13 protein-coding genes are annotated in these 15,701 nt (G+C 55.7%); 8 read left to right on the top strand and 5 right to left on the bottom strand.

The genetic code is table 11. The annotated features are described in order from the left end of the window. The first annotated feature begins 91 nt into the window (after positions 1-91). Genes ACMGG3_RS11015 through ACMGG3_RS11005 form a run of 3 tightly spaced genes read left to right on the top strand, consistent with a single transcriptional unit; the run spans position 92 to position 3,013 of the window. Complete coding sequence (locus tag ACMGG3_RS11015; protein ID WP_040017978.1) at positions 92-1,777, top strand: sensor histidine kinase; 1,686 nt, start codon at positions 92-94, stop codon at positions 1,775-1,777. Further along, entirely contained in the window at positions 1,771-2,490 is a 720-nt protein-coding gene (gene btsR, locus ACMGG3_RS11010) for a two-component system response regulator BtsR (protein WP_020883216.1), read from the top strand. The genes ACMGG3_RS11015 and btsR overlap by 7 nt, the downstream gene beginning before the upstream one ends. A gap of 52 nt (positions 2,491-2,542) precedes the next feature. Continuing rightward, positions 2,543-3,013: a DUF1456 family protein gene (locus ACMGG3_RS11005; protein WP_014170878.1), complete on the top strand. Its 471-nt coding sequence runs from the start codon at positions 2,543-2,545 to the stop codon at positions 3,011-3,013. A gap of 65 nt (positions 3,014-3,078) precedes the next feature. On the opposite strand, the gene metG is transcribed toward ACMGG3_RS11005, so the two are convergent. Then, the gene (gene metG / locus ACMGG3_RS11000) at positions 3,079-5,112 is read right to left on the bottom strand and encodes a methionine--tRNA ligase (RefSeq protein WP_414149894.1); all 2,034 of its coding nucleotides are present in this window, start codon (positions 5,110-5,112) and stop codon (positions 3,079-3,081) included. 137 nt (positions 5,113-5,249) lie between these two features. Here metG and apbC point away from each other — a divergent pair, with 137 nt between their 5' ends. Continuing rightward, the gene (gene apbC / locus ACMGG3_RS10995; RefSeq protein WP_020883218.1) at positions 5,250-6,359 is read left to right on the top strand and encodes an iron-sulfur cluster carrier protein ApbC; all 1,110 of its coding nucleotides are present in this window, start codon (positions 5,250-5,252) and stop codon (positions 6,357-6,359) included. Between the two features lie 94 nt (positions 6,360-6,453). Here apbC and ACMGG3_RS10990 read toward each other — a convergent pair whose 3' ends face one another. Both ACMGG3_RS10990 and ACMGG3_RS10985 read right to left on the bottom strand, forming a co-directional pair. Beyond that, a complete protein-coding gene (locus ACMGG3_RS10990; RefSeq protein WP_014170875.1) occupies positions 6,454-6,909 on the bottom strand; it encodes a GNAT family N-acetyltransferase in 456 nt (151 codons plus the stop codon). Beyond that, positions 6,884-7,216 (bottom strand): RcnB family protein, encoded by a 333-nt coding sequence (locus ACMGG3_RS10985; RefSeq protein WP_008500887.1) that lies wholly within the window; start codon positions 7,214-7,216, stop codon positions 6,884-6,886. The genes ACMGG3_RS10990 and ACMGG3_RS10985 overlap by 26 nt, the downstream gene beginning before the upstream one ends. Positions 7,217-7,705: 489 nt before the next feature. On the opposite strand from ACMGG3_RS10985, the gene ACMGG3_RS10980 reads away from it, so the two are divergent. Genes ACMGG3_RS10980 through ACMGG3_RS10970 form a run of 3 tightly spaced genes read left to right on the top strand, consistent with a single transcriptional unit; the run spans position 7,706 to position 11,492 of the window. Further along, positions 7,706-8,845: a polysaccharide export protein gene (locus ACMGG3_RS10980; RefSeq protein WP_371005765.1), complete on the top strand. Its 1,140-nt coding sequence runs from the start codon at positions 7,706-7,708 to the stop codon at positions 8,843-8,845. Further along, entirely contained in the window at positions 8,845-9,294 is a 450-nt protein-coding gene (locus ACMGG3_RS10975) for a protein-tyrosine-phosphatase (protein WP_020883220.1), read from the top strand. The genes ACMGG3_RS10980 and ACMGG3_RS10975 overlap by 1 nt, the downstream gene beginning before the upstream one ends. Then, positions 9,294-11,492, top strand: coding sequence for a polysaccharide biosynthesis tyrosine autokinase (locus ACMGG3_RS10970; protein WP_414149893.1), 2,199 nt, complete (start codon positions 9,294-9,296; stop codon positions 11,490-11,492). The genes ACMGG3_RS10975 and ACMGG3_RS10970 overlap by 1 nt, the downstream gene beginning before the upstream one ends. Here ACMGG3_RS10970 and ACMGG3_RS10965 read toward each other — a convergent pair. After that, positions 11,489-12,832: an NCS2 family permease gene (locus ACMGG3_RS10965; RefSeq protein WP_414149892.1), complete on the bottom strand. Its 1,344-nt coding sequence runs from the start codon at positions 12,830-12,832 to the stop codon at positions 11,489-11,491. The genes ACMGG3_RS10970 and ACMGG3_RS10965 overlap by 4 nt on opposite strands. A 20-nt stretch (positions 12,833-12,852) precedes the next feature. Further along, the gene (locus ACMGG3_RS10960; RefSeq protein WP_078774602.1) at positions 12,853-14,631 is read right to left on the bottom strand and encodes an adenine deaminase; all 1,779 of its coding nucleotides are present in this window, start codon (positions 14,629-14,631) and stop codon (positions 12,853-12,855) included. A 122-nt stretch (positions 14,632-14,753) separates the two neighbouring features. Here ACMGG3_RS10960 and ACMGG3_RS10955 point away from each other — a divergent pair, with 122 nt between their 5' ends. Next, positions 14,754-15,674: a LysR family transcriptional regulator gene (locus tag ACMGG3_RS10955; RefSeq protein WP_163326644.1), complete on the top strand. Its 921-nt coding sequence runs from the start codon at positions 14,754-14,756 to the stop codon at positions 15,672-15,674. Positions 15,675-15,701 lie beyond the last annotated feature (27 nt).

Below are 15,701 nucleotides of genomic sequence, written 5' to 3'. Positions count from 1 at the left end.
GGGCACGAATTGCAGCTTTTTTGCCGCGCTTCAAAGAAAGTTTACCGCCAGCAGTGTATGTTACGCGTTTTGAGGGTGTGCGGTTTTGAGTATGTACGAGTTTAATCTGGTGCTGCTGTTGCTTCAGCAGATGTGCGTGTTTCTTGTCATCGCCTGGTTGATGAGTAAAACGCGTCTGTTCATTCCGCTGATGCAAGTTACCGTACGCCTGCCGCACAAGCTGCTCTGCTACGTGACCTTCTCGATTTTCTGCATTATGGGAACCTATTTTGGTCTCCATATCGAAGACTCCATTGCCAATACGCGAGCCATCGGTGCCGTGATGGGCGGGCTGCTTGGCGGCCCTGTGGTCGGTGGGCTGGTCGGATTAACCGGTGGCCTGCATCGGTATTCGATGGGCGGCATGACGGCGCTAAGCTGTATGATCTCAACGATCGTCGAAGGGCTGCTCGGCGGCCTGGTTCACAGCTATATGATTAAGCGCGGTCGTCCGGATAAAGTCTTTAGCCCGCTCACCGCCGGGGCGATCACCTTTGTCGCTGAAATGGCGCAAATGGCCATCATCTTGCTGATTGCCCGACCGTTTGAAGATGCGCTCCATCTGGTGAGCAATATCGCCGCCCCGATGATGGTGACGAATACCGTGGGTGCTGCGCTGTTTATGCGTATTCTGCTCGACAAGCGCGCCATGTTTGAGAAGTACACCTCGGCGTTTTCCGCGACGGCCCTGAAGGTCGCCGCCTCGACGGAGGGGATCCTTCGTCAGGGCTTTAACGAAGAGAACAGCATGAAGGTGGCGCAGGTGCTTTATAAGGAGCTGGATATCGGCGCGGTGGCGATAACCGACCGTGAACGGTTGCTGGCTTTTACCGGCACGGGCGACGATCACCATCTCCCCGGGAAACCGATCTCCTCCGCCTATACGCTGCGCGCCATTGAAACCGGGGAAGTGGTGTATGCCGACGGCAACGAAGTTCCTTACCGCTGTTCGCTGCACCCGCAGTGCAAACTGGGCTCCACGCTGGTCATTCCGCTGCGCGGGGAAAACCAGCGGGTAATGGGCACCATCAAGCTTTATGAAGCGAAAAACCGTCTGTTCAGCTCTATCAACCGTACGCTGGGAGAGGGCATCGCTCAGCTGCTCTCCGCGCAGATCCTCGCCGGGCAGTATGAGCGTCAGAAAGCGTTGCTGACGCAATCCGAAATTAAACTCCTGCACGCTCAGGTGAATCCGCATTTCCTGTTCAATGCGCTTAATACGCTCAAAGCGGTGATCCGCCGCGACAGCGATCAGGCCGCGCAGCTGGTTCAGTTCCTGTCGACGTTTTTCCGCAAAAACCTTAAACGTCCGTCCGAGATTGTGACCCTGGCCGATGAAATAGAACACGTTAATGCCTACCTGCAGATTGAGCAGGCCCGCTTCCAGACTCGTCTGCAGGTGTCGTTATCCGTCCCGGATGAGCTGGCGTATCAGCATCTTCCGGCCTTTACCCTGCAGCCTATTGTGGAAAACGCCATTAAACACGGTACGTCACAGCTGTTGGGGATTGGGGAGATCACCATTTCCGCCAGCCGCTTTAACCATCACCTGGTGCTGGATATTGAAGATAACGCCGGGCTTTACGTGCCTTCCACCTCAGGCGGATTAGGGATGAGCCTGGTGGATAAACGCCTGCGCGCGCACTTTGGTGATGACTGTGGCATTACCGTTGCCTGCGAGCCCGACCGATTCACCCGTATTACGTTACGACTGCCGCTGGAGGAAAACGCATGCTAAGAGTGCTGATTGTGGATGATGAGCCGTTAGCACGGGAAAACCTGCGCGTTCTGTTGCAGGAGCAGCCTGACATTGAGATTGTGGGGGAGTGCGCAAACGCCATTGAGGCCATTGGCGCCGTGCACAAACTGCGCCCGGACGTGCTGTTCCTCGACATTCAGATGCCCCGAATTAGCGGTCTGGAGATGGTCGGAATGCTCGACCCGGAGCATCGCCCCTACATTGTGTTTTTGACCGCCTTCGATGAATACGCCGTCAAAGCCTTTGAGGAGCACGCATTCGATTATTTACTGAAACCGATTGAAGAGAAGCGTCTTGAAAAGACTCTCAGCCGTTTGCGCCAGGAGCGCACCGTGCAGGATGTCACGCTGTTGCCGGAAAACCAGCAGCCGCTGAAGTTTATCCCCTGCACCGGCCACAGTCGGATTTACCTTCTGCAGATGGACGATGTGGCGTTTGTCAGCAGCCGTTTGAGCGGCGTATTTGTTACCAGCGCGGAGGGGAACGAAGGCTTTACCGAGCTGACGCTGCGGACGCTGGAGAGCCGAACGCCGCTCGTTCGTTGCCATCGCCAGTATCTGGTGAACATGGCGCACCTGAAAGAGATCCGGCTGGAAGACAACGGACAGGCAGAGCTGGTGCTGCGTGCCGGGCAAACCGTCCCCGTCAGTCGCCGCTACCTTAAGAGTTTGAAAGAGGCGATCGGCCTGTAAAACTGGTACACTGCGCCCCATTGCATCATCGACAGTTAAGTTAAAGGCACCCATGCTCAGTAATGATATTCTCCGTAGCCTGCGCTACACCCTGAAAGCAAACAATAACGATATGGTGCGCATTCTTGCGCTTGCTGGCATGGAGTCCACCTCTGCCGGTTTCGACACATGGATGACAAAAGAGGATGAAGAGGGGTTTGTTCGCTGCCCTGACATTATCCTGTCTGGCTTCCTGAACGGCCTCATCTACGACAAGCGCGGGAAAGATGACTCAGCACCAGAACTGGCGCTTGAGCGTCGGGTGAATAACAACACGGTGCTGAAAAAGCTGCGTATCGCGTTTTCACTGAAAACAGACGATATTCTGGCGATTATGACAGAGCAGAAGCACCGCGTGTCGATGCCGGAGATCACCGCCATGATGCGTGCGCCGGACCATAAGAACTACCGCGAGTGCGGCGACCAGTTTTTGCGTTATTTTTTACGCGGACTGACTCACCGGGTGCATCACGCTAAGCCGTGAGTGGTACCGGGGCGTGAAGGATGAAGAGGCAAAAAAAAAGCCGGAGATTATCTCCGGCTTTTTTATTATTTCACCTGCTGACCTGGTTTGGCGCCTTCATCAGGGCTTAACAGGAAGATATCTTTCCCGCCAGGACCTGCCGCCATCACCATGCCTTCCGAGATGCCGAAGCGCATTTTGCGCGGTGCCAGGTTAGCGACCATCACGGTCTGACGGCCAATCAGCACCTGCGGATCAGGATAGGCAGAACGGATACCGGAGAAGACGTTACGCTTCTCACCGCCCAGATCCAGCGTCAGGCGCAGCAGTTTGTCCGAGCCTTCGACAAATTCCGCGTTTTCAATCAGTGCGACACGCAGATCGACCTTGGCGAAATCATCAAAGGTAATGGTCTCCTGAATCGGATCGTCTGCCAGCGGGCCAGTCACCGGCGCAGCGGCAGCCTTCACCTCTTCTTTAGACGCTTCCACCAGGGATTCTACCTGCTTCATCTCGATGCGGTTGTACAGCGCCTTGAAGGTATTCACCTTGTGGCCGAGCAGCGGCTGCTGGATAGCATCCCAGGTCAGCTCGGTGTTGAGGAACGCTTCAGCGCGGGAGGCCAGCTGTGGCAGTACCGGCTTCAGCCAGGTCATCAGCACGCGGAACATGTTCAGGCCCATGGTGCAGATCGCCTGCAGGTCGGCGTCGCGGCCTTCCTGTTTCGCGACAACCCACGGTGCCTGCTCGTCAACGTAGCGGTTAGCCACGTCAGCCAGCGCCATGATTTCACGAATCGCTTTACCGAACTCACGGCTTTCCCAGGCTTCGCCAACCGCCGCGGCGGCGTCGGTGAAGGTTTTGTACAGCTCAGGATCGGCCAGTTCGGCAGACAGCACGCCGTCGAAACGCTTGGCGATAAAGCCTGCGTTACGGGAAGCCAGGTTCACGACTTTGTTGACGATGTCGGCGTTCACGCGCTGCACGAAATCTTCCAGGTTCAGGTCGATATCGTCGATGCGAGAAGAGAGCTTCGCCGTGTAGTAATAACGCAGGCTGTCCGCGTCGAAGTGGTTCAGCCAGGTGCTGGCTTTAATGAACGTACCGCGAGATTTGGACATCTTCGCGCCGTTGACCGTCACGTAGCCGTGCACAAACAGGTTGGTTGGTTTACGGAAGTTACTGCCTTCCAGCATCGCCGGCCAGAACAGGCTGTGGAAGTAAACAATGTCTTTGCCGATAAAGTGATACAGCTCGGCGTCGGAATCTTTCTTCCAGTATTCGTCAAAGCTGACGGTGTCGCCGCGCTTGTCGCACAGGTTCTTGAAGGAGCCCATGTACCCGATTGGCGCATCCAGCCAGACGTAGAAGTATTTACCCGGTGCGTTCGGAATTTCGAAACCGAAATACGGTGCATCGCGGGAGATATCCCACTGCTGCAGACCGGATTCGAACCACTCCTGCATTTTATTCGCGACCTGCTCCTGCAGCGCGCCGCTGCGGGTCCACGCCTGCAGCATTTCGCTGAAGGACGGCAGGTCGAAGAAGAAGTGCTCGGAATCACGCATTACCGGTGTGGCACCCGAAACAACAGATTTCGGATCGATAAGCTCGGTCGGGCTGTAGGTTGCGCCGCACACTTCGCAGTTATCGCCATACTGATCCGGTGATTTACATTTTGGGCAGGTACCTTTGACAAAGCGGTCCGGCAGGAACATGCCTTTTTCCGGATCGTACAGCTGAGAGATGGTGCGGTTTTTAATAAAACCGTTCTCTTTCAGGCGAGAGTAGATCAGCTCCGACAGCTCACGGTTTTCTTCGCTGTGCGTGGAGTGATAGTTGTCATAGCTGATGTCAAAGCCCGCAAAATCGGTCTGATGCTCCTGACTCATTTCGGCAATCATCTGCTCTGGGGAGATCCCCAACTGCTGCGCTTTCAGCATGATCGGCGTGCCGTGGGCATCGTCCGCGCAGATGAAGTTAACCTCGTGGCCGCGCATTCGCTGGTAACGGACCCAGACATCAGCCTGGATATGCTCCAGCATGTGGCCGAGGTGGATTGAGCCGTTGGCGTACGGCAGTGCGCACGTTACCAGAATTTTCTTCGCGACTTGAGTCATAGTAGGCATTACTTCTTTTAACTGTGAAAAGGGTTTTTGATATTACCAAAAGGGGCATTATTAAGTAAGCACAAACCACGGCCTTTCAGGTAAACTTGTTCATCTAAGGTCTTATTCACAAGAACAAAGGAGTCGGGATGAGTTCTCAATCCCAGGCCAAATCACCGGAAGCCTTAAGAGCAATGGTCGCCGGGACGCTGGCTAACTTTCAGCATCCAACCCTGAAGCACAATCTCACCACGCTGAAAGCGTTACACCATGTCGCATGGCTGGACGATACGCTGCACATCGAGCTGCAGATGCCCTTCGTCTGGACCAGCGCGTTTGACGCGCTGAAAGAGCAAACCAGCTCTGAGCTGTTGCGCATTACCGGCGCGAAAGCCATTGACTGGAAGCTGACCCACAGCATCGCCACCCTCAAGCGTGTGAAAAACCACCCGGGCGTGAACGGCGTGAAAAACATCATTGCCGTCAGTTCAGGCAAGGGTGGGGTGGGTAAATCCTCCACGGCGGTAAACCTGGCGCTCGCGCTGGCAGCCGAAGGGGCGAAAGTCGGTATTCTGGACGCCGATATTTACGGACCGTCTGTGCCTAACATGCTGGGCGCGGAAAACCAGCGCCCGACCTCGCCGGATGGCACGCACATGGCACCGATCATGGCCCACGGTCTGGCAACCAACTCCATTGGTTATCTGGTGACTGACGATAACGCCATGGTGTGGCGTGGCCCGATGGCCAGCAAAGCGCTGATGCAGATGTTGCAGGAGACAATGTGGCCCGATCTGGATTATCTGGTGCTGGATATGCCGCCGGGCACCGGTGACATTCAGCTGACGCTGGCGCAAAACATTCCGGTCACGGGAGCGGTCGTGGTGACCACCCCGCAGGACATCGCGCTGATCGACGCCAAAAAAGGCATCGTGATGTTCGAGAAAGTGGACGTGCCGGTGCTGGGTATTGTCGAGAACATGAGCATGCATATCTGCAGCAACTGCGGACACCATGAGCCTATCTTTGGCACCGGTGGGGCAGAAAAACTGGCTGCGCAGTATCACACCCAACTGCTTGGGCAGATGCCGCTGCACATCTCGCTGCGTGAAGATCTGGACAGCGGGAAGCCGACGGTCGTCAGCCGTCCGGACAGTGAATTTGCAGAGATGTATCGACAGCTGGCGGGGCGCGTTGCGGCGCAGCTTTACTGGCAGGGCGAAGTCATCCCGAGTGAAATTGCGTTTCGCGCGGTGTGAGTGCTTTAGTCTGAATTGCCGGGCGGCGTTTGCGCCTGACCCGGCCTACGGAAATAACGTGTTGTAGGCCGGCTCAGCGAAGCGTCACCCGCGTTTAACGCTGTACGTAATGCATTAAAAAGTACTCACCTTCCGGCGAGTCACCCTTCGCTTCAATATGCCAGCCATGGCGCTGGTAAAAGGCAACAGCCCGGTCATTCTTTACCAGACACTTCAGCGAACCCGTACTGGTGAACGCGTTTTGCACCTGTTCAAGGAGCAAATGACCGACGCCCAGACCTTGATACTGCGGATCGACAAACAGATTGTGCAGGAAATTGTCGTTCGTCCACACCGACGCAAAACCCAGTCGATGACCGTCCTGAACGGCCACCCAAATCACTTCGTCGCGGGTTGCCGCGTCAAAGTCTTCAAGCTGCCACTCGGAACCGTCCAGCCATGGCCAGGCCTCGCGCCGCGCGTGGAGATAGAGTGTTCGCAAAAAGGGGCGATCGCTCTCCTGCCAGGGCCGGATTAAAATGTCATTAGCGGTGATAGAAGATATCTCCATTGTAGGCTTTGTAGATTTTGCCATCTGCATCGCCAATCAGGACGTAGTTCTCGCCCATATAGGTCCAGTGGGTACCCGCATCCGGGGCCGGCAGGTTACGCAGCTGGTACTGTTTAATGGTGTACTCAGGCGTTTGATACTGCGCCGGTGCGGTGTCGCCAATCTTGAATTTGGTGAAATCAGCGATGAACTCTTGTTCCTCATAGGCTTTAATGCCTGATGGCGCAGCGGCGGTTTGCGGGGCAGAAAACGCGGAACCCGCCAGAGACAGTAATACACCCAGAAGCAGCAATTTACGCTTAGCCATTTTTTCTCCAGTGATATCGTTACAGATACTTTTCGTCTGCGGGTTCATGGAACGCGAGGCAGACGGTCCATTTTAAGTACCAAAGCATGGTGTGTTTGAAAAAAAATGTAACAAAAGTGGACGGTTTTGTGTAGTCGTAATGACGCGTGCAGTATCACTACGGTCAATATCTCACGAATTTGATATTTCCAATATTTATTATTCCATTAATCAATTCTGAAAATACCTTCTCACTTCGCAAATGGACTGTTCAACGCATGCTTTCCCACGTAAGAACATTTAATATCGCCTCCGTATGACATCAATCTCTTTCCATTTTTTTCAAAAGAATGGGAACGATTTTTCTTTTTTATCGCCAGGAAGGGAAACGTTGTCTGTTTTTTGTAATACGTCCGCTAAAACAATAACTCGTTGAAAATTTTAATGTAAATGAATTTATTTTTTATCTGTTTAACAACAAACACAACAATAAAAGAACTTTTTATATAAATGAAAAATACAACGCTATTTTCACTTTTATTTCTTTCAGTCGGCCAGTTAACTGGTTGCGTATTTTCGCCAGGTCAGGATCTCAGCATTACCGGGAAAAAAGTCATGACTGACGGAGAAACAAATTATCAGCTCGATCAACACGTGGAAATTTATCCCCTGACCCCGGCGCTCATTGAAAGATTGCGACCGCCTGTCCTCAAATCTCAGGCAAATCCTACTCTGGATGAGCAGGTTAAAAACTGGGAATACCGCATAGGCACCGGCGACATCCTGACGGTCACCGTCTGGGATCATCCAGAATTAACCACGCCCGCAGGGCAGTATCGTACCGCGAGTGACGCGGGTAACTGGGTAAATGCGGATGGAACGCTCTTCTATCCCTACGTCGGAAAACTGCATGTTGCAGGCAAAACGGTCGCGCAGGTGCGTGAAGCAATCACCGAGCAACTGGAGAAGGTCATTGAGAGCCCGCAGGTGGATGTCAGCGTGGCGTCTTTCCGCTCACAAAAAGCCTATGTGACGGGAGAGGTGGCAAAATCAGGCCAGCAACCGATAACCAATATTCCGTTGACGGTAATGGACGCGGTCAACGCCGCAGGTGGGCTTTCCGCGGATGCCGACTGGCGTAACGTGGTCCTCACGCATAATGGCCAGGACGCGCGCCTTTCGCTCTATGCGCTGATGCAGCACGGTGATTTAAGCCAGAATAAGCTGCTGTATCCGGGCGATATCCTCTTTGTTCCGCGTAACGATGCCTTAAAAGTGTTCGTGATGGGCGAGGTGGTGAAGCAGAGCACGCTGAAGATGGATCGTAGCGGAATGACCCTGGCGGAAGCCCTGGGGAATGCAGGCGGGCTGGATCAGAATATGGCCGATGCAACCGGGATTTTTGTTATTCGTTCGGTAGCGAAAAAAGGGGCGACGGACAAAATTGCCAATATCTATCAGCTCAATGCGAAGGATGCCTCCGCGATGGTACTGGGGACGGAATTCCAGCTGGAACCGTATGACATTGTCTACGTCACCACCGCGCCGTTGTCACGCTGGAATCGCGTGATCACACAGCTGGTACCCACCATCAGCGGTGTCCATGACCTGACCGAAACCGTCCGCTTCATCCGTTCATGGCCGCAATAATGTTCAACTCAATCTTAGTGGTTTGCACCGGCAATATTTGCCGTTCGCCGATGGGGGAGCGGCTGTTGCGACAACAGCTGCCCGGCAGACTTGTGACATCGGCTGGGATTTACGGATTTGAAGGACGCCCGGCGGATGCAACTGCACGGGAGGTGGCCCGGTGTTACGGCGTTTCGCTGGAGGGGCACGTGGCACGCAAGATGACGCGCAGCATGTTGCAAACTTCCGATTTAATTCTGGTGATGGAGCCGGAGCACCTGCGTTTTATTGCCGCTGTGTCGCCCGAATGTCGCGGAAAATCGCTGCTGTTTGGCCAATGGCTGGAAAACAGGGACATTCCCGATCCTTACCGCAAAAGTCGTGAAGCGTTTGAATATGTTTTCGGGCAGCTGGTAAAAGCCAGTCAGGAATGGGCTCGTCGTGTGGGTCAAAAAGGAATGAAGCGTTAATGTCTTCTCATACATCAGACAAATACGGTGCTGCCGCACCGCACAGTAATGAAATCGATCTTATGCAGCTACTTGCTGAGATGATTGATCACCGCATGCTAATCGGGCTGGTCACGCTCCTGTTTACGGTGTGCGCGGGGCTCTACGCGTTTAGCGCCACGCCGGTCTACCAGGCGGATGCCCTGGTACAAATAGAAGCAAAGCAGGACAACTCGTTGCTTAAAAGCTTAAGCCAGTTTGGGTCTGACCTTTCACCCGACGCTGAACCTGAACTGTTGCTGCTTAAATCGCGCATGATCCTGGGGGGAACCGTTGATAATCTGGGGCTGACATATCAGGTAACACAGCGCGTTCTCCCGGTTGTGGGGCGCCTCTGGGAACGTCTACGCGGCAGCAAACCGGGCAACATGACGATAGGTGAGCTTACCCTGCCCCAGCAGGAAGGGAAACCGCAAGCGGTTGTCCTGACCGTGCTGGGGCAGGGCCGGTATCGCCTGGAAGGGGAGACGCTTAAGGCTGACGGTAGGGTTGGCAAACGGCTGGTGAAAGACGGGGTCGCGCTTCTGGTGACCTCGCTCAGCGCGGAGCCGGGGACCCAATTTACCCTTCATGCCTTCACCAGGCTTGAGGCAATTAACGCGCTGCAGAAGAGACTCTTTGTCGCGGAATCCGGTAAACAGAGCGGTATGATCACCCTGACGCTGACGGGTGAGGATCCGGACAGGATAGCGGTGGTGCTCAATACGATTGCTGAAAATTATCTCAGCCAGAATATTGCGCGCCAGGAGGCACAGGATGCCCGAAGTCTGGCGTTTTTGCAGGAGCAGTTGCCTAAGGTCCGTCACGAACTGGATGAGGCCGAAGCACGACTGAATGCCTATCGGGCGCAGCGCGATTCCGTCGACTTATCCCTTGAGGCGAAGTCCGTACTGGATCAGGTCGTTAACGTGGAAAATCAGCTCAACGAACTGACTTTTCGTGAGGCAGAGGTTTCTCAGCTTTTCAAAAAGGATCACCCGACCTATCGCGCATTACGGGAGAAGCGACAAACGCTCGAAGAGGGACGCGCGCGCCTGAACAGCCGGGTTTCATCTATGCCTTCTACCCAGCAGGAAGTGTTGCGCCTTAGCCGTGATGTCGAGTCCGGGCGTACCATTTACCTGCAGCTGCTGACACGCCAACAGGAACTGAACATTTCACGCTCCAGCGCTATCGGCAACGTGCGGATCATTGATACCGCGGTTACGCAACCTGAGCCAATAAAGCCCCGTAAAGCGCTTATTATTCTGCCTGGTGTGCTGCTAGGGCTGATGGTCTCCATGGGTTGGGTGTTGGTTCGTACTGCCTGTCGGCGAGGGATCACCTCGTCAGAGCAAATAGAAGAGCAGGGGATGCCGGTTCTGGCGACGCTGCCGCGCTCGGTCTGGCTGTGGAAAAAAACGCATTTGCGCCGAAAGCACTTTTTGGCGCCCCACGGGAAACACAAAACTTCGGATATCCCCTTCCTGCCCACAGACCGGCCAGCGGATATGTTTGTTGAAGCGATGCGCGGACTGCGTACCAGCCTGCACTTCACGATGATGGACGCCTCAAACCAGATCGTGGTGATTACGGGCCCCACACAGAATTGCGGCAAAACGCTGGTCAGCACGTCACTGGCATCAATAGCGGCTCAGGCCGGAAAGCGGGTGCTCTTTATCGATGCGGATATGCGTAAAGGCTATGTGCATAATCTCTTTAAGCTGAACAACCATCACGGATTATCCGCTGTCCTTGAGGGAAATGTGGCGTGGCAGGAGGCGATCCAGCGCGTTGATAAGGCGGGCTTTGATGTTCTGACCTGTGGTCCCCAGCCGTTACGTCCCGTGGAGCTGCTCATGGGAGAACGCTTCCAGGAGGTGATGTCGGGGATGAACGCACACTATGACGTTGTTATCGTTGATACACCGCCGGTGCTGGCCGTGACCGATGCGGTGCTGATTGCCAGAGTGGCCGCAACCACGTTACTGGTTGCCCGCTTTGGTAAAACCAACGTGAAAGAGACGGAAAACTGTGTAAAGCGTCTGCAGCAGATGGGTGTGCAGGTGAACGGTGCCATTCTCAATGATATCGTGAAATCTGCGGCGCTGTATTACAGCGCGGGGTATAGCCATTTCGACTACGGCTATACCCCGAAGGAAAAGAGGCGTGAGGGTTAGTGCTTCACCAGCGTGGCGAAGTAATACACCAGGGGAATGGCGAGGATCCAAAGACCGACGGGGATATCGCGCCATTTCCCGGCTATCGCTTTGATAACGATATAAAACAGCAGCCCGCCCGCAATACCGGTCCCGAAACTGTTGGCAATCAGCGTAATCATCACCATCATCAACACCGGCAAGCCGTCGGTGAAGTTCGCCAGATCAACCTTACGTAAACCGCTAAACATATTCAGCCCGATGAGGATCAGGGCGGGCGCCGTGGCTTCTTTCGGGATCATCAGCGCCACAGGGGTAAACAGCAGCATCAGCAGGAACATTACCGCCGCGGCCAGCGCGGTCATGCCGGTTTTGCCGCCAGCTTCCGCGGCTGCGGACGATTCAATCAGCGCCGTGGCGGCAGGAATGCCTACCCACGGGCCAATCGCGGCGGCAATGGAGTCCACCATAAACGGGCGGTTAATGTTTGGCATATTGCCTTCTTCATCCAGCAGCCCTGCTTCCCCGCCCACCGCCAGCGTTGTTCCCATGGTGGAGAAAAACTCGGAGGCGAAGAAGACAAACAGGAATGGCAGAAAAGCAATATTCAGCGCGCCCAGCATATCGACATGCCCAAGGACGGGAGCGATGGAGTGGGGCACATCGATAAAACTGGCGGGTAATTTCGTGACGCCCATCGGAATACCCACGAGGGTCGCGAGCAGGATAGCCCACAGGATCGCACCCGGAATACGACGAGCCTGCAGGCCGATAGCCAGGAACAGGCCGAGTAACGCCACCAGTGCACCGGGTGACAAAAAATCTCCCAGCATCAGTGCGTTCGTTTTGGCATTCGCCAGCACCAGCCCGGCGTTGCGGAAACCGAGTACGGCGACAAACAGCCCGATGGAGGCCGTCAGCCCCAGCTTGATGGACTGTGGCACCGAGCGGGTCACCACTTCACGCAGGCCAAACCGGGTCAGCAGAAAGAATAAAATCCCCGACCAGCAGGCGATACCCAGACCAATTTGCCAGCCAATGCCTTCACTGCCCGCAAGCGTCACTCCGACCAGCACCGAGCCACCAATTCCTGGCCCGACGATAAACGGCAGGTTGGCGTAAAACGCCATCAGCAGCGTCCCGGCAACGAAGACCAGAATGGTGCCCGTGGTCGCGGCGCCTTTGTCCATTCCTCCCACGGCCAGCAGCCCCGGGATCACCACCAGCAAATAGGCGGCGGCGAAAAAACCGGTGATCCCCGCCAGGCACTCGGTGCGCACGGTGCTCCCGCGTGCACGGAGTGCAAAACGACGTTCAAGCCAGCGCCCTGGTGCTGGCGAATTAACGGTATTGTCGGCCATTATCCGGCTCTCCTTCGGTATTATTGTGTGTTGTCCGGGGTTTCCCGGTAAGAAATCAGCGGATCGACAATCTGGCGCGTGCTGCCATCGGTCAGTCCAAGATCGGTCAAATGTGGCCCGGCATTACAGGCAAGGCAGGTTCCTTCTATGGCCTTAAAGACCCGATAAGGCGGTTCCCAGTCGGCAATCAGACTGCTGCGATCGCGCAGCGTCCTGAACTGCAGCGCCAGCTCGGCAGGTGGCAGTTCCGACAGCATGCCCGCAATCGGCATGGCAACGTGGGCAATCACGTCACCCTGTTGCGCCAGCGCCATGCCACCACCGCTGTTGATAAGCGTATTGGCAGCCAGCGCCATATCGTTCGGATCGCGGCCCAAAACCACCAGGTTGTGAGAGTCGTGCGAGTAGCTGGTGGCAATCGCCCCGCGCAGTTCCCCCCAGCCTTGAAGCAGGGCAATTTGCGGTTTTGCTGCATGACGGGCATGGCGATGCTGAACCCAGATCAGGCTAAAACCGTCCGGGATCTGCACGCACCCGTTGCGCACCTGCACATCTGTTTCACCCCAGCGGGTAAAGCGCGCGCCGTAGATGTGGCGCAAGCGAGCCACGCCATGGTTCGCGTTGCCAATACGCATGCAAAAATCATCAGCGGTCAGGGCAGACAACCGTACGGTATCACGCGGCAACGTAAGAGGCGTATCAGCAACAGGTTCGAGCGTTGCCCCGTCCCGGGCAATCAGCTTTCCGGCGACGTAGACCTGGCGCGCCGTCAGTTTATCCAGCGAGTCAAACACCACCAGATCCGCGCGACGCCCGGCGGCAATCAGCCCCAGGTCGTTACGCTGCAGGCGAATGGCTGCATTGAGCGTTGCAAAACGCAGTGCGTCGGTGGCCGCTAATCCATGTTCAATCAGCAGGTTCAGCAGCGCGATGATCCCGCCTTTTTCCATGAGGATGTCTGGCGGAACATCATCGGTACAAACCGTGATGTGAGACGAAAGATGGGGGAGCGTTTTCAGGGCGCTGACAATATCGGGCAGCAGATAAGGGTGCGAACCGCGGATCTCCAGCGTCAGCCCGGCACGCAGTTTTTCCAGCGCATCGTCAGCCGACGTTAACTCATGGTCAGAAGTCACGCCTGCTGCCAGATAAGCCTGTAAATCCGCACCGCTGAGACCGCGGGCATGGCCTTCAATCAGCTTTCCGCTGTCGAGCCCGGCCTGCATAATTTCAAGCATACGCTGGCTGCCATTAAGCACCCCGTGCATGTCCATCACTTCAGCCACACCGCGCACTTCCGGCCAGCCAAGCAGGGTGTTCATCTCGTCTCCGGCAAAATCCGCCCCGGACATTTCCAGGCCGGGCGTTGAGGGCACGCTTGAAGGCGCGGCGACCATCACCTGCAGCGGCAGATTGCGGCTGGCCTCAATGGCAAAACGGACGCCGTCAATGCCCAGCACGTTGGCCAGTTCATGCGGATCCCAGAAGACCGCCGTGGTGCCCTGTGCAAGCACAATCTCCGCGTAGCGGGCGGGCATAAGATGGGAGCTTTCAAGGTGGACGTGGGTATCGATCAGCCCTGGCGACAGAAACTGGTTGTTCAGCGCGTGGGTCTCATGTGCGTCGTTGCGGCTGCCGCGCGGATGGACACTGGCAATCAGTGATCCCACGATACCAACATCCGCTTCGCGGATCTCACCGGTGACCATATCCACAATACGGGTATCGGTGAGCAGCAGGTCAAAGGGCATTTCGCCTCGTGCAGCCTGAACGGCGCGGCGTCGGGTTTCAGCAGTCATGCAATTAACAGTTCCAGCATCAAAATAATGACGCTACTCTATGCACACGGCAAACGTTTGCCCAGCTGATAAAATTTATCGCCCGATAACCCCGGGTTATTCTGTGACGCGTGTAATGGATAATCATGACGGAACCCTGGCAGCGCTTGCCCGCGCTCTCTCTTCGACAGCTACAGTATTTTGTCACTCTGGCGCAGCTGCGTCATTTTACTGATACCGCCAGCAAACTGGCTATCAGCCAGCCGGCCCTCAGCAGTGCGTTGCGGCAAATCGAGACGGTGCTTGGGGGCAAACTGGTTAACCGGACCGCCTCGGCCGTGACGTTGACGGAGCTTGGCAATGCCATCCTGCCGCACGCGCAGCGGGTGCTCAGCGTGGCGCAGCTTGCGTTTGACGACATGCAGCACATTGTTCAGGCGGGCGGCGAAGGAACGGTGCGTATCGGGCTGATCCCTTCCGTGAGTTCGCTGCTGTTCCCCTTGTTGCCCCGGACGCTCGCGCAGGCTTTTCCCCGCCTCAGGGTGGAATTTCACGATCAAACCAACGATGCGCTGGTGGCTCAGCTGCTGAAAGGGCAGATTGATTTCGGCATTGGTGCGCTCGATAACTCGGTTCCCGACCAGTTGAACGTGTTTCCCTTACAGGATGACCCGTTTGTCGCGGTCATTCACATCGACGATCCGCTGGCCGCGTCGGCGCACCTGCCCTGGAAGCAACTGGCAGGGCGGGATATCGCCGTGTTCTCAAAAGGTAATATTCAGCGTCTGGTTGCGGCGCTCGCGGAAAGCCACCGTTTGTCGTTGCCGACACGCTATCAGGTGGACTACATCGAAACTTTGTATGGTCTGGTGCGCTCGAAACTCGCCGTGGCGATTTTACCGCAGCTCTATACCACGCACCTCCAGGACCCGCAGCTCAGGGTGGTACATCTTCAACAACCGGCCCTGGCCCGCACGGTGGCGTTAATGCGTGCCCCGCAGCCGCTTCCTTCGCTTATCGAATCCTGCTTTACGCTGATGGCCGACACGTTGCGAACGAAATGACCCGACACTTCTTTACAGCGTGATGAC

This window comes from Enterobacter sp. BNK-18 (assembly GCF_047456135.1).
Taxonomy (GTDB): domain Bacteria; phylum Pseudomonadota; class Gammaproteobacteria; order Enterobacterales; family Enterobacteriaceae; genus Enterobacter; species Enterobacter ludwigii.
The sequence above is the reverse complement of the archived record's forward strand: the minus strand, read 5'-3'. Positions and strand labels throughout refer to the sequence as shown.